The organism is Erwinia aphidicola (assembly GCF_014773485.1).
GTDB lineage: Bacteria > Pseudomonadota > Gammaproteobacteria > Enterobacterales > Enterobacteriaceae > Erwinia > Erwinia aphidicola.
Map to the genome: position 1 here is coordinate 368233 of NZ_JACXBP010000004.1, position 13475 is coordinate 381707.

Here is a 13475-nt window from a genome sequence, read left to right on the forward strand (position 1 = left end):
GCGCAAAGCGTGCGGTTACTACTATTCGGTTAATTACCCGTTCGACCTGGTAGATTTACCAGGTTGCGACAGCATTTTCAGCCGGGCGTACTCCCAGACCAGCGGGGCGAGGCTGCTGACTTCCAGCCGGGCGAAGATCGAGGCGCGATGAGCTTCGGCAGTGCGCGGTGAGAGCGAAAGTGCGCGGGCGATCTCCTTGGCGCTTTGGCCCTCGACCAGCAGCTCGAGCACTTCGCGTTCACGCAGGGTGAGCTGGGCGAATTTGTTCTCCAGCAGCTGTCGCTCCTGCTGCTGCGCGGCCCGCTGCTCGCTCTCCACCAGCGCTTCGCTGATGCAGTCGATCAGCTTGTCGCTGTCGAGCGGCTTGGTGAAAAACTCCCAGGCACCGTGCTGAAAGGCGCGGCGGCAGAGGTCGATGGTGCCGTGCCCGGTCATCAGGATCACCGGAACCAGCGGATAGTGCTGCGAGGTCTCCTCCAGCCAGCTCAGGCCACTTTTGCCGGGCATGCGAATGTCCATCAGCAGGCAGCCGGTTAGCGTGGGCGTTACGCTGCTATCGGCTTCAAAGGCGGCCACGCTGCTGTAGGTAGTGACCTGCCAGCCCAGCGTTTGCAGCAGAAAACTGAGTGAGTCGCGGATTGAGGCATCATCGTCAATCAGCCAGATAGGTGAGGTACTCATTGCTGCTCCCATAACTGAAAATGCAACTGGATACAGGCACCACCGCCCGCATGGTTAGAGAGGGTGATTTTGCCGTTCATGCGCAACATCAGGGTTTCGGCCAGCGACATCCCAAGGCCAATTCCTTCACTGCGGGTGGTGTAAAACGGCATCAGCGCCTGCTCTATTCCTTCGGTTGAGAATCCGCGCCCGCCGTCGGTTAAGGTTAGCACCACGCTTTCTTCTTCCCGGCGGCAGTGCACCTGCACCCAACCTTTGCGCTGGCTGCTTTGCGCCTGTATCGCATTGCTCAGCAGGTTGTGCAGCACCTGTTCCAGCCAGAGCGGATCGGCTTTTACCTGTAGGGAAGGCGGGGGGAAGTCGCGCTGCACGGTGATATCGCCTTCGCGAATTTCACGCGCCAGCAGATCCTCCACTCGCGTCCAGACGCGTTTGATCTCTACCGCGCCCAGCGTGACTTCACGCTGTTCCAGATGGTCGCGAAAACGCTGTAGTAGCGATGCGATGCGCTGTGTCTGACCCAGCGCGCCTTCCAGCGCGGCAGGTATCTGGCTGACGTCGCCTTTGGCCAGCAAATGCTGTGCCGCCTTTAACCAGTTCTGAATCGCCGCCAGCGGCTGATTGATCTCATGCACCATGCCGGTGGTGATTTCCCCCAGCGCATTCAGCCGGGTATGTTGATAAAACTGTGCGCGGCGGTCGGCCTGGCGCTGGCGCTGGTACTGGTGCACGAACACCATCATCAGCGTCAGCAATGCCGCCAGCAGCAGCGGTGGCCACAGTGCGAGCGCCTGCCAACGTGGCGAAGCGCTGGCCGTCAGCGTGAACGGCTGCAGCTCCTGAGCGAAGGTAGTGGTCCAGTGCCACCAGCCGACGCTCTCCTGAGCCCGCGAGCTGAGCAGCACGGTGCCCTGCCAGTTTAGCGCCAGATGCCGGAAGCCAGACTGTTTTCTCGCGTCGTCAATCACCGGGCGGAAGTCGACCAGTTCGCGCACCTGCTGCCAGGGGTTGTTCAGCCAGTAGCGGCCATTGTCCGCTGGGGTAATGCGGATCTCCTGCGAAGCGTTGGCAGGCAGCGGCTCAATGGCGACAATTTGCGGAAATTTATGGTTCAGGGCGGCGGCATCGCTGCCGGGGGAGATCAGCGGCAGCACGGCGGCATTTTGCGTTAAGCGGTAGGCAATCTGGGTTTCCAGTGCCTGAAAAGAGGCCTCAAAGCTTTTCCACTGCTGATAAAGCTGCACGCCAGGCACCAGCACCAGCGGGATCAGCATCAGGATCAGCCAGACGATCAGGCTGCGTTTTATGAGCGGAGGCGTCACCAGTTTATCCTTATATCAAATGGGCTGCCTGATTGAGCCTTAATTATTACCAGGAATCAACCGTGCGGCGAGTTGAACAGGACCGGTCCCGGTAACAAAATGAGTAATGAGTGCCATATGTAAATTGTTGACGCGTTTCGGAAAATACGTTAAATCACTGGAGCCTTTCTGATCCGCTATTTTTAGTCACATTAAAATAATAAAAAAAATCCAATTTCACTGGAGCTATTTGCATTATGCCAGGACGAAGAACAGGTAAAACCCCTAACGAAGAACATCTCGAATATCTCTGCCGGATGGCTTTCCTGAGTGGTTTAGGGGTTATTGTCGGGTGGCTGGCGGTATTCAGTTTGATGCACCAATGGGGAGAGGTTGAGTCACTGCTGGTGATGGCTGGTGCAGCCCTGGCCAGCTGGCGGGTTGCAATGCGCGGCAATTTTTCCAGCGGGCTGATGCTGGCCCAGCTGCTTCATCTTATTTACGTCGTGGTGTTTTGCCTGCGCTATGATATTCCCGACCAGGGGATCCCGCGAACCACGCACCTGTATCTGCTGACTGTCGCGCTGGTGGGCTATATCAATTATCAGCGCAGGCACACGCTGGCACAGCTGGCGCTTATCGCCAGCACGCTGCTGGCGTTTATTATTCTCAGCAGTGCCGACTTAATCTATCCATTTGCTCACCCCATGCAACACCGATTGCGTATTTATATCCCGCTGGTGAATGTCATTTTAGCCACGGGGATTTTATGCGCTGGCATCGTGGCGATGCAGGCCGACTTTTCCCGCCGCAGCGAGAAGATCCGCGCGATCCAGCATGCGCTCTACAATGACGAATTCGTGCTGTTTTATCAGCCGCTGCTGAATGCGACCGGGCAGATTAGCGGAGCCGAAGCGCTGCTACGCTGGCAGCTGCCGGGCAAGGGAGTGGTGCCGCCGTCCGAGTTTATTCCCGCTGCCCAGCAGGCCGGGCTGATGCCTGCGGTGGGGGACTGGGTGATCGGCAGCGCTTTTCGCGAGCTGGCACACTGGCAGGCTAACCCGGCCACGTCGCATCTTACGCTGTCGATCAACGTTACCGTGGATCACCTGATGAAACCTGAGTTCGTTGCGCGCCTGATCCAGCAGGCGGACAGGGCGCAGATCCCCCCTGCGCGGGTGAAGCTTGAACTGACAGAGAGCGTGTTTGCCTCCGATATCGACGCCGTGGTGGCGAAAATGGTTGCCCTGGCCGCTGCCGGATTCCGCTTCTCGCTCGATGATTTTGGCACCGGTTTTTCATCGCTTAGCTATCTGCGCCGCCTGCCGCTGGAGCAGATCAAAATCGACCGCAGCTTTATCTCCGGCGCAAGTGAAAATCGTAAGGGGGCAGTGATCGCCAGGAATATTGCGCGCATGGGGCTGGAGCTGAAGCTGGAAGTGCTGGCCGAAGGCATTGAAACGGCGGAGCAGTGGTCGCTGATGCAGGATTTTGGCTGTACGGCGTTTCAGGGGTTCTACTTTTCGCGCCCGCTGAGTATTGAAGATTTTCGCGCTTTTTCGCTGCAGAATCGGCAACAGGGGCCGGCGTGAAGCAGGTTGATGGGATACAGCAAAGCCCCGGTCTTATCACCAGGGCTTGATGATTGCTGTGGCATCAGCCAAACAGCCGCTGACGGTTTTGCGTCAGCGCGTGCGCCACGTCGGGCAGCATCGGGAAGGAGCTTTGGCCACCATATTTCTGAATCGAGCAGGAGCTGATCTCTGCCGCGAAGGGAATCGCTTCCTCCAGGGCAATATGGTTGACCAGGCAATAAGCGATGCCGCCGATAAATGAGTCCCCCGCCCCGGTGGTATCCACCACGTCCGGGCAGAATACCGCCGGATAGTGTTGCGCTCCCGCCTGACTCGACAGCACGGCGCCTTTTTCCCCCAGCGTAATAATCACCTGGCCATTAACCCGCTGATGCAGCTCCGCCGCGCAGGTGATGGCATCGCTCACCGAGGCGACGGAGCTTTGATTCATCAGGCTGGCTTCGGTCTCATTGACCACCAGGAAATCGACCTGGCTGAGCGCCTGCGCGGAGATGTGGCGGGCAGGGGCATTGTTCAGCAGGATCTGGCAGTGGTGCTGGCGCGCCAGGGCGATGGCGCGATCCACCACCTGTTCAGGGATCTCGGATTGCAGTATCACCAGCGGGCGATCGCGAAACAGATCGTCGGTAATATCGGCTTCGCCGATCAGATAGTTCGCCCCTTTAATAATCGTGCTGCAATAGTCACCGGACTCGAGGATCTGCACGATGCCAATGCCGGAGGTTTTTCCGCGCTGGCTAATTTGAGTCACGGAAACCCCGTTCTCGCTCAGCGATTTAAGCAGTTCGCTGCCGTAAATATCATTGCCGACACAGCCAACCATATTCACATTCAGCCCCAGTTTGGCGCACTGCACCGCCTGGTTTGCGCCTTTTCCACCGGGCATCAGCATCAGCTCATTACCGGTGAAGGTCTCCCCAATCTCCGGCAGGCGATCCTGCTGGACGAGAATGTCATAGTTAAGACTGCCAATAACAACAACATTATGTTTCATCATTTCGGCCCTTAATTGGCGGTGCGTTTGGACGCCACCGCATTTCTGGTGTTGTGTAAACTGGTTTGGCTCTTTTCGCTGGTTTTGCTGGCGATAATGGTAAAAATGGCATCCAGAATATTGAGGTGGACAATACGCGTGGTGGCATTTTCCCCGGTAATCGGGTTGTTTTTCACCGAGGAGATAATCGAGTGTTTGGCGATCAGGCTGAGCGGGCTATTGGGATAGTTGGTCAGGCAGATGGTTTCGGCACCATGCTCATTGGCGGCTTTAACCATCTGGATAATATCGGTGGTCTGCCCGGAGTGCGAAATCGCCAGCAGAATATCGCCCGGCTGCATCAGCGAGGCGGTCATCAGCTGCTTGTGGCTGTCGCTGAATACCGAAGAGAAGATGCCAATCTTGAGCAGCTTATGATTGAAGTCATCGCAGATCGATCCCGACCCCCCGCAGCCGGCAATAAAGATACGTGCGCTTTCCGGCTTGTTAATAAACAGCCATGCGACGGCCTTGATCACCGCGCTGTTAATCACGCTCAACGATTCCTGTAGTGCCATAACTGAATTCAGGAAGGTGCTCTCAATAACCTGTTCGACATACTTTTCAGAGTCGGGGATCAGCGGAATATCGACAATCTCCTCCTGCGAGTTAACCTGCCTGCCAATATTGAGCTTTAGATCGTGAAAACCGGTGAAGCCCAGCTTTTTCGACACTTTGGTAATACTGGAAACGCTGACGTTGAGATAATTAGCGATATCCGTAATACACATTTTAGATAATGACTGGGGGTTGTCATCAATAAAGCGGGCAATTGAACGTTCTTTTTTACCCAGCTCGGGTGCAAGCGTTCGCGCCAGTAAAAATATCTCATTGCCTTTAAGTCGGTTATGCATGTTCAGGGCTCGTAGAAAAATTTATCCGTAAGCTAGCATGGGGGGTAAACGAAAAGTGTTAACCAGATCACATGCTGTAAAACGTTTTACTATGTCGTTTTACTGGGAGTAAAATAAAATCATCATATTATGCGCTTTCATTTTACTGGCAGGAAAATGAAAGCATAAGTATCTGTTTTAAAGGTGTTTTACTGATAATAAAATTTTCACTATTAAAAACTTTCTGTCAGTTTTATTTTCGGTGTTATTTGATTTTTACCATTTACCACGCGGGTAAATTCACTTATAACGCAAGGGAAACTTCATGCAAGGATATTTAAAATGAAATTCTCTTCCCGTATTAATTCATTTCGTTCCCGTCCTGAGTTATTTGACGCTAAGAATAAAATGGATACCTGCGATCTGATTACCCGAATGGGTAGCGTAGATGGCTTAACGCATATTGAACTTAACTACCCGGAACACTTTGTTGGCCAGAGTAAAGAGCTGATTAAACAGACCATCGCCGATAATAACCTGCAGGTAGGCGGCATCGCGCTGCGCTATAACAAGGAGTTTATCGACGGTGAATTCACTAATCCTGACGCCGCGCTGCGCCAAAAAGCGATTGATATCACGCTGGAAGCGGCAGAAGTGTGCAAGTACCTCGGTGGCAATACCGTCACGCTGTGGTTTGGCTACGATGGCTACGACTATCCGTTTCAGCAGGACTACTTCCGCGCTTACGAGCTGCTGGTCAGCGCCCTGCAGACCGTCACCCATGCACACCCGGATATGCAGTTCAGCTTTGAATACAAACCCTACGAGCCGCGCACTTTCTCCTTTATCGGCGATGTGTCATCAACCCTGATGCTGATTGACGATGTGGGCGCGGATAATCTCGGCATTACTCTCGACTTCTGCCACATGATCATGAAGAAAGAGAACCCGGCCTTCTCACTGTTCCAGTCGGCTCGCAAAAATCGCCTGGTCGGCTTCCATCTGAATGACGGCTACGGACATTTTGACGATGGTCTGATGCTGGGCTCGGTGCATCTGATGCAGACCCTGGAATACATCTACTACGCAAAACGCGTGAATTTCAGCGGCCTGATCTATTTCGATACTTTCCCGAGCCGCGAAGATCCGGTGGCCGAGTGCGCGCAAAATATCCGCATGTATAAGGCGCTGGCAGGCTTTATTGACCGCCTGAGCATTGACGAAATTGATCGGCTGATCAAAAGCCAGGATGCACTAAAAGTGCAGGGCATGCTGATGAAAATGATCGCCGAATAAAAACAAAATTAAAAACTTACCTCTTACTCACTACCAGTCGGTGTCAGACACCGGGGGAAACTATGTTTAATAAAATAGGTTTGCCTAAGAACTTGCTGTGGGGCTATATCGGCCTGACTATTTTTATGATCGGCGATGGCGTTGAACAAGCCTGGATATCAATCTGGCTGGTGGAAAAAGGGCTTTCTGTCGCCCAGGCCTCCTACCTGCTGACCGCATATGGCGTGACCGTGACCCTGGCCGCCTGGGTGACCGGCGTGCTGGTACAAACGCTCGGCCCGCGTAAGGTGATGCTGTTTGGCCTGGTGACCTTTGTGATAGGCAGCGTTGGCTTTATCGCAATTGGCCTGCAAACCATGCATATGGCGTGGATGCTGCCGTTCTACGCGATACGCGGCATTGGCTATCCCCTGTTTGCCTATTCGTTCCTGATCTGGATTAACTACAGCACGCCAGTTGAACGACGTGCGACGGCGGTTGGCTGGTTCTGGTTCACTTTCTCGCTGGGCTTGAGCGTTATCGGCCCGTTCTTCTCCTCGCTGGCGTTGCCGGTGCTGGGCGAAATCCACGTGCTGTGGGTCGGGATGCTGTTTGTGATCGTCGGCTCGGTGCTGGGGATCTGGGTGAACCGCGACGTGGTGCCGGCTTCGGAGATCCACCCGTTCAGCGCCGCCGAGTTGCTGAAGGGCATCACCATCCTGCAACGCCCGGTGATTGCCATGGGGCTGGTGGTGAAGTCGGTGAACGGCATTGCGCAATATGGCCTGGCGACGTTCCTGCCGCTCTACCTGATCAGCTACGGCTACAGTAAAACCGAGTGGCTGCATATGTGGTCGGCGGTATTCCTGGTAGCGATTTTTGCCAACCTGTTCTTTGGCTTCTTCGGCGATAAATTTGGCTGGCGCACCACCATTATGTGGGTCGGTGGCTTCGCTTATGCTGCGGTGCTGATTTTGGTGTGGGCGGTGCCGCAGGTACTGGGCCACAACTTCTATGTGATGATGTTTGTGCTGTGCCTGTGCGGGATCACCATGGCGGGTTACGTGCCGCTGTCGGCACTGTTCCCGATGCTGGCGCCGGACAGTAAAGGGGCGGCGATGTCGGTGCTGAACCTGGGGGCCGGTCTGGGGGCATTTATCGCACCTGCCATCACCGCGCTATTTTACTCTTCGCTGGGTGCTGGCGGCGTACTGGGGATTTATGCCGGGCTGTATGTGCTCAGTGGCGTACTGACCCCGTTCCTGAAAACCCCGCAGGAGCTTGCGGCGCAGGATGTGGTGAAGGGCAAGGGCGCTCTGCGGCACTCTGAATAACGAAAGCTTTATGAATGCATCCCTGTAGAGAGGCTCACGGCCACCCCCTGGCCGTGAGCCTGTTGCAATCAGCCCTTAACCTGTTTGCTTAAGGTTTAGCGGAGGAAATAATTTTGGACATCCCTCAGGCCATCGGTGGTTTTTTTAGGGGGGCTAAATTTAAGGCCGCTGCGAGTTCTGCCGCAGCGGGAACAGGCGGGTATTGATAATAGCAATATTCACTTCGCACGGCTGACCATCATCAAGAAACACGGTTTCGTTGATTTCAATGACCGCATCGTTTTGCGCCAGGTTAAGCAGGGCCAGTACGTCGGGATCGGTGAGATTGAGCGCCGTTAAATTTTGATCCCTGCGCTGTATTTTTTTACCGGTTATCTGCTCAAGGTATGAGTATTTGGATATTTCCAGCTTGCTGAACTCCATACTGCTAAACAGGCTGACCGGCAGGTGAATGTGTTCCAGCGCCACAGGAATATCATCAAAGCACATCAGGCGTAAAATTTTATATACCTGGTCGCTGTTCTTAATGCGTAGCGCCTGCGCTATTTCCGGCGAGGGCACGCGCATAATACTGACCGAGACTATTTTTCTTACCCCTTTGTGGCCGTGCTTTTGCGCCTGATAATCAAAAGGGGAGAGGGCATGAAACCGTCCTGCGTTATTGCTGATGCCAATAGAGCCAACAAACAGCCCGGATCCTTTCACCCGGTATATTCGCTGCTGCTCAATCAGAATCCGCGTCGCTTCGCGCACGGTTGCGCGCGTAATGCCAATATTTTTGGCAATGGCAATTTCCGTATCGAGCTTATCTCCGGGCAGCAGTTTGTCAGCTTTAATTTTTGTCAGGATATAATCGACAACTTCTTTCTGTTTTTCTGTAATGCCATCGATCATTTCAATTCATCCCGCTCAGAGTGAGGGCCGACTCGCCTGAGTCGTGCCTGCACAGGTGTGCTCTTTATTATTGCTGTATGCCACTTCAGTGACATCGAGTTGTGATCAAGTTAACGAATTTACATTCAAGCTCAACATGTCCAGCACTATTTTAACTTTACATATTGTATCTGTACACCTCCGGGTTCATCATCAAGATGACTATACATCTTAAACCTGTCTAGACTTGATCATAGAGTACCAAAGTCAAGTGACAGGGGCAGCAGCTCTCAATGATGTGACAGATAACGCTATCAGCTTCATTCAGAGATTCCGAAGCTGACTGTACATCACTGCGAGCTTTCCCAGGAGAAAGGCGATGTCGCAGCTGGCACAGTGGTTGAATAACGAAAAAATTCAGTATGTTGATAACGTGGCGGACTGGAAAGAAGCGCTGCAAATTGCCGCGCGTCCTCTGCTTAATGAAGGGGCAATCGCACAGAGCTATATTGATGCCATTATTCGGCAGAAAGAGGAGATTGGGCCTTATTTTGTCATCGCCCCACATATTGCCATGCCCCATGCGCGCCCGGAAGAGGGGGCCAGTCAGCTGGGGTTATCAATCGTCAAGCTGGGGCAGGCGGTGAAGTTTGATTCGGAAGAGAATGACCCGGTCGACGCTATTTTTATGTTTTCTGCCCCGGACAGTCATAGCCATATTGAAATGATCTCGCAGCTGGCGGAGGTCCTTTCTGACGAAGAGATAATGGACAAAATTTTTAATGCGCGCAGTCAGGAAGCGCTTAAACAGATTCTGTTAGCAGGCAATGCTTAACGGACAGTTTGATTATCAACAACAGGTGATGAGGTCTGAGATGAAAATTATGGCGGTGTGTGGTTCAGGTTTAGGCAGCAGCTTCATGATGGAAATGAATATCAAGAAAGTGCTGAAGAAACTCGAAATCGAAGCGGATGTTGACCATTCCGATCTCGGGTCTGTGACCCCTGATGTGGCAGATGTCTTCGTCATGGCGAAGGATATTGCTTATAGCGCCAACCTTCCGGAGGGAAAAGTTATCATTATTAATAATATTATCGACCTGAAAGAAGTCGAAAATAAAATACGCGAGTATTTTGATAAATAAAAAAATTTGTCACTTTAGATGAACACCTTACCCTAGAGGTTACTATGTTTACTCAAAACCTTTTGCAATTTGTCGTCGACGTGCTGAAGGTGCCATCCATTCTGGTGGGGCTGGTGGCGCTATTCGGGCTGGTGGCACAGAGAAAGCCTTTCCCCGAGGTGATTAAAGGGACGGTGAAAACCATCCTCGGCTTTCTGGTGCTGGCTGGCGGGGCAACGGTGCTGGTCGGCTCGCTGACGCCGCTGGGTGACATTTTCAAACAAGCTTTTGATGTGCAGGGGATCATCCCCAACAATGAGGCGATGGTATCCATTGCACTGGCGAAGTATGGCGCACCGACTACGCTGATTATGGCTTTCGGTATGGTGGCTAACATTGTCGTTGCCCGTTTTACCCGACTGAAATATATCTATCTGTCAGGCCACGTCACTTTTTATATGGCCTGTATGGTGGCCATTATTCTGTCGGTGGCCGGTTTTGAAGGGGTGCAGTTGATTTACACCGGCTCCCTGGCTCTGGGCATGCTGATGGCATTTTTCCCGGCGCTGGCCCAGCCCTATATGCGTAAAATCATCGGTGGCGATCATGTAGCCCTGGCGCACACCGGAACGATTGGCTATGTGTTATCGGGCTGGATTGGTTCGGTAGTGGGGAAAGGTTCGAAATCCACCGAAGAGATGAACATGCCAAAAAACCTGAGTTTTTTGCGCGACAGCACCATCTCCATCTCCCTGACCATGATGATCATTTACCTGATCCTGTCTGTTTCCGCAGGTAAAGAGTATGTCGAGAGCCACTTCAGCAACGGTCAAAACTACCTGGTCTACTCCTTTATTCAGGCGATCACCTTTGCTGCTGGGGTGTTTATCATTCTGCAGGGCGTGCGCTTAATCCTTGCGGAGATTGTCCCGGCCTTTACCGGCTTCTCTGAGAAGCTGGTGCCCAACGCACGACCTGCGCTGGACTGCCCGATCGTCTTCCCTTATGCCCCTAACGCGGTGCTGGTGGGCTTTATTTCCAGCTTTGTAGGCGGCCTGGTGGGGTTGTTTATCCTCGGCCAGCTGCACTGGGTATTGATCCTGCCGGGGGTGGTACCTCACTTCTTCTGCGGCGCTACGGCTGGGGTATTTGGTAATGCGACCGGCGGCAAGCGCGGTGCGATTTGCGGCGCGTTTGCCCACGGCATTTTGATCACCTTCCTGCCTGTGGCCCTGCTGCCGGTGCTCGGTGCGATTGGGCTGACCAATACCACCTTCTCGGATACCGATTTTGGCGTGGTGGGTATTCTTCTCGGCAATATGGCGCGCTTTATGGATAAAGGCACCATCACCATGATCATTACCGGTATTTTTGCGCTGCTGGTGGTGTACAACTTTGCGGCGAAGAAGAAGGTGATGGTGGAAGAGAGTCCAGAGTAATACCTTTGTGGATCACATCCAGAGAGGAGACGCTCTCTGGATTGATCAGGTACTTTTTCCGCTATGGGGTAACGCGCATCACTTTCTGCGTCAGGCTCATGGCGGAATCAAACGGGCTGGTATTGCGCACGATCTTAACCATCACGCTGGCGCCCAGCCAGAGCTGGTAAAGGCTTTCAGCGACGTTAGCGGGAGTATCATCAATCACCAGTGAGCCTTCGGCCACGCCCTGCTCCAGCGCATCAGCCAGGCGCGAAATAATTCCAGACGTGCCAGACTGAAGGGTGGCACGCATATTGTCTGAGAGATCGGCCACTTCGGCACCGAGCTTGACGGCAAGGCACCTACCCTGGCAATCGGAGAATGACTGTGTTTCTTGCCACAGTCGCCAGTAATTCATCAGCCGCTGCGCCATCGTCAGACCGGGCTGGCTGAGCGTGCTGTCGAGCTCTGCCAGATAATCCGCAAAATAGTGCGCCAGCATATCAACGCCGAAGGCTTCTTTCGAACTGAAATAGTGATAGAACGAGCCTTTAGGGACACCCGCATCTTTGAGTATTTCATTCAATCCAACGGCAGAAAATCCCTTACCGGCCATGATGCGCTGGCCTGTAGCAAGAATGTGGTCGCGGATTTCATTGCCATGGAATTGAGTTGCAGTTGTCATAGGGTCACGTTACCAAAAGCCAGGTCGGTTGTCTGTTCGCGGGAGAGTAGAACCCTATTTTCACAAAAACGGCTCTACTCGTCCACGCCACAATATCAGCCTGCTTCTATTCAGCCAGCTGTTTAAGCAGCTGTTCTGCCGTCGCTGCAGACGACGTTGGGTTTTGTCCGGTGATCAGCAGGCCATCACTGACCACATAGGAACTCCAGTCCGGGCCTTTGGAGTAGATCCCGCCTTTGGCAATCAGCTCGTCTTCCACCAGGAATGGCACCACCTCAGTCAGGCCGACCGCTTCTTCTTCGCTGTTGGTGAAGCCGGTCACCTTTCTGCCTGCCACCAGCGGTTTTCCTTCAGGCGTTGTGACGTGGCGCAACACGCCCGGCGCATGGCAAACCAGGGCGACGTGTTTGTTAGCCGCCAGGAAGTTCTCGATAAGCCTGATGGAGTTTTCATCCTCGGCCAGATCCCACAGTGGACCGTGGCCGCCTGGATAGAATACTGCGTCGTAGTCAGCCGCTGAAATGCTGTCCAGGCGAACTGTCGCGGCGAGCTGGGCGGTTGCTGCCGCATCGGCCTCAAAGCGGTGAGTATGCTCAGTCTGGAAGTCAGGCTCATTACTTTTTGGATCTAACGGCGGGTTGCCGCCTTTTGGCGAGGCCAGGGTGATCTGCGCGCCGGCATCTTTAAATGCGTAGTAGGGCGCAGCCAGCTCTTCCAGCCAGAAACCGGTTTTGCGTCCGGTATTGCCCAGCCGATCGTGTGAGGTTAACACCATAAGAATCTTCATCATCAATCTCCTGCCGTTAAGTTTAGCGTTTAAATTAGACCAGTCGTCTATGGCGCGGTGAGATTCGTGCCTGCGGTGTGGCTGAAGTAAAGTTAACACCAATTAGACCAGTCGTCTAGTGACGATGGATAAAAACTTTCAGCGTGAGTTTGCAGAAGGAGATGTGCCGTGATGATTCCGCTGTGAGATACCGCAGAAAGCAAAAAACCCGCCATAGGCGGGTTCTTCTGAATGTGGTGCCCGAACCCGGAATCGAACCAGGGACACGGGGATTTTCAATCCCCTGCTCTACCGACTGAGCTATTCGGGCAACGGGGCGCATTAAACCGTATGCCATCGATCCCGTCAACGGCTTTATTGAAGAACAGCGACTGATTGCACTCTTTTCCATCAATACTGTTCTGAAAGACCAACTTATCGTCACTTTTTCGGGCAAAATCCATAGCATTGAGGCGCTGAACTCCCTGCCGCGCAGGCTGTTTTGCCGGTTGAACCAGCAATTAAAAAATGCCATTATTGCGAAAATTCTGACG

General features: G+C 53.4%; 13 protein-coding genes and 1 tRNA gene. 6 read left to right on the plus strand and 8 right to left on the minus strand.

Annotation, left to right across the window (positions count from 1 at the left end; all coding sequences use genetic code 11):
- Positions 1-33: 33 nt before the first annotated feature.
- Positions 34-681: a response regulator transcription factor gene (locus ID864_RS11865; RefSeq protein WP_133622782.1), complete on the minus strand. Its 648-nt coding sequence runs from the start codon at positions 679-681 to the stop codon at positions 34-36.
- Positions 678-2003, minus strand: coding sequence for a sensor histidine kinase (locus ID864_RS23880; protein ID WP_191149867.1), 1326 nt, complete (start codon positions 2001-2003; stop codon positions 678-680). Before ID864_RS23880 ends, ID864_RS11865 begins: the two co-directional genes overlap by 4 nt.
- Positions 2004-2239: 236 nt before the next feature.
- Here ID864_RS23880 and ID864_RS11875 point away from each other — a divergent pair, with 236 nt between their 5' ends.
- The gene (locus ID864_RS11875) at positions 2240-3574 is read left to right on the plus strand and encodes a putative bifunctional diguanylate cyclase/phosphodiesterase (protein WP_099754224.1); all 1335 of its coding nucleotides are present in this window, start codon (positions 2240-2242) and stop codon (positions 3572-3574) included.
- A 64-nt stretch (positions 3575-3638) separates the two neighbouring features.
- On the opposite strand, the gene ID864_RS11880 is transcribed toward ID864_RS11875, so the two are convergent.
- Both ID864_RS11880 and ID864_RS11885 read right to left on the minus strand, forming a co-directional pair.
- Positions 3639-4571 (minus strand): ribokinase, encoded by a 933-nt coding sequence (locus ID864_RS11880; protein WP_048914686.1) that lies wholly within the window; start codon positions 4569-4571, stop codon positions 3639-3641.
- Between the two features lie 11 nt (positions 4572-4582).
- Complete coding sequence (locus ID864_RS11885) at positions 4583-5464, minus strand: SIS domain-containing protein (protein WP_048914687.1); 882 nt, start codon at positions 5462-5464, stop codon at positions 4583-4585.
- Positions 5465-5785: 321 nt separating this feature from the next.
- Here ID864_RS11885 and ID864_RS11890 point away from each other — a divergent pair, with 321 nt between their 5' ends.
- Positions 5786-6739 carry a sugar phosphate isomerase/epimerase family protein gene (locus ID864_RS11890; RefSeq protein ID WP_048917271.1) on the plus strand — a complete coding sequence of 318 codons (954 nt, stop codon included), beginning with the start codon at positions 5786-5788 and terminating at the stop codon, positions 6737-6739.
- Positions 6740-6801: 62 nt separating this feature from the next.
- Positions 6802-8052, plus strand: coding sequence for an MFS transporter (locus ID864_RS11895; protein ID WP_191149868.1), 1251 nt, complete (start codon positions 6802-6804; stop codon positions 8050-8052).
- Positions 8053-8211: 159 nt separating this feature from the next.
- Here the strand turns inward: ID864_RS11895 and ID864_RS11900 are convergent, their stop codons facing one another.
- On the minus strand, positions 8212-8946 hold the full coding sequence (locus tag ID864_RS11900) for a GntR family transcriptional regulator (RefSeq protein WP_099754222.1): 735 nt from the start codon (positions 8944-8946) through the stop codon (positions 8212-8214).
- Between the two features lie 358 nt (positions 8947-9304).
- Here ID864_RS11900 and ID864_RS11905 point away from each other — a divergent pair, with 358 nt between their 5' ends.
- From ID864_RS11905 to ID864_RS11915, 3 genes are read left to right on the plus strand one after another with little or no spacing between them, the layout of a single operon-like run.
- Positions 9305-9760 (plus strand): PTS sugar transporter subunit IIA, encoded by a 456-nt coding sequence (locus ID864_RS11905; RefSeq protein ID WP_048917268.1) that lies wholly within the window; start codon positions 9305-9307, stop codon positions 9758-9760.
- Between the two features lie 40 nt (positions 9761-9800).
- Positions 9801-10070, plus strand: a complete 270-nt coding sequence (locus ID864_RS11910; RefSeq protein WP_048917272.1) for a PTS sugar transporter subunit IIB — start codon at positions 9801-9803, stop codon at positions 10068-10070.
- 44 nt (positions 10071-10114) lie between these two features.
- Positions 10115-11488 carry a PTS ascorbate transporter subunit IIC gene (locus ID864_RS11915; RefSeq protein WP_048917267.1) on the plus strand — a complete coding sequence of 458 codons (1374 nt, stop codon included), beginning with the start codon at positions 10115-10117 and terminating at the stop codon, positions 11486-11488.
- A 61-nt stretch (positions 11489-11549) separates the two neighbouring features.
- Here ID864_RS11915 and ID864_RS11920 read toward each other — a convergent pair whose 3' ends face one another.
- The 3 genes from ID864_RS11920 to ID864_RS11930 all read right to left on the minus strand — a co-directional run bounded on the left by ID864_RS11920 (position 11550) and on the right by ID864_RS11930 (position 13252).
- On the minus strand, positions 11550-12155 hold the full coding sequence (locus tag ID864_RS11920) for a TetR/AcrR family transcriptional regulator (protein WP_099754221.1): 606 nt from the start codon (positions 12153-12155) through the stop codon (positions 11550-11552).
- A 106-nt stretch (positions 12156-12261) separates the two neighbouring features.
- Positions 12262-12942 (minus strand): type 1 glutamine amidotransferase domain-containing protein, encoded by a 681-nt coding sequence (locus ID864_RS11925; RefSeq protein ID WP_048917265.1) that lies wholly within the window; start codon positions 12940-12942, stop codon positions 12262-12264.
- Between the two features lie 234 nt (positions 12943-13176).
- A tRNA-Phe gene (locus tag ID864_RS11930) sits at positions 13177-13252 on the minus strand.
- Positions 13253-13475: the final 223 nt, after the last annotated feature.

Bases quoted from the DNA above. Each gene is read 5' to 3' on its own strand.
- ID864_RS11865 (WP_133622782.1), bottom strand. From the start codon at position 681: ATGAGTACCTCACCTATCTGGCTGATTGACGATGATGCCTCAATCCGC.
- ID864_RS11875 (WP_099754224.1), top strand. From the start codon at position 2,240: ATGCCAGGACGAAGAACAGGTAAAACCCCTAACGAAGAACATCTCGAA.
- ID864_RS11880 (WP_048914686.1), bottom strand. From the start codon at position 4,571: ATGAAACATAATGTTGTTGTTATTGGCAGTCTTAACTATGACATTCTC.
- ID864_RS11885 (WP_048914687.1), bottom strand. From the start codon at position 5,464: ATGCATAACCGACTTAAAGGCAATGAGATATTTTTACTGGCGCGAACG.
- ID864_RS11890 (WP_048917271.1), top strand. From the start codon at position 5,786: ATGAAATTCTCTTCCCGTATTAATTCATTTCGTTCCCGTCCTGAGTTA.
- ID864_RS11895 (WP_191149868.1), top strand. From the start codon at position 6,802: ATGTTTAATAAAATAGGTTTGCCTAAGAACTTGCTGTGGGGCTATATC.
- ID864_RS11900 (WP_099754222.1), bottom strand. From the start codon at position 8,946: ATGATCGATGGCATTACAGAAAAACAGAAAGAAGTTGTCGATTATATC.
- ID864_RS11905 (WP_048917268.1), top strand. From the start codon at position 9,305: ATGTCGCAGCTGGCACAGTGGTTGAATAACGAAAAAATTCAGTATGTT.
- ID864_RS11910 (WP_048917272.1), top strand. From the start codon at position 9,801: ATGAAAATTATGGCGGTGTGTGGTTCAGGTTTAGGCAGCAGCTTCATG.
- ID864_RS11915 (WP_048917267.1), top strand. From the start codon at position 10,115: ATGTTTACTCAAAACCTTTTGCAATTTGTCGTCGACGTGCTGAAGGTG.
- ID864_RS11920 (WP_099754221.1), bottom strand. From the start codon at position 12,155: ATGACAACTGCAACTCAATTCCATGGCAATGAAATCCGCGACCACATT.
- ID864_RS11925 (WP_048917265.1), bottom strand. From the start codon at position 12,942: ATGAAGATTCTTATGGTGTTAACCTCACACGATCGGCTGGGCAATACC.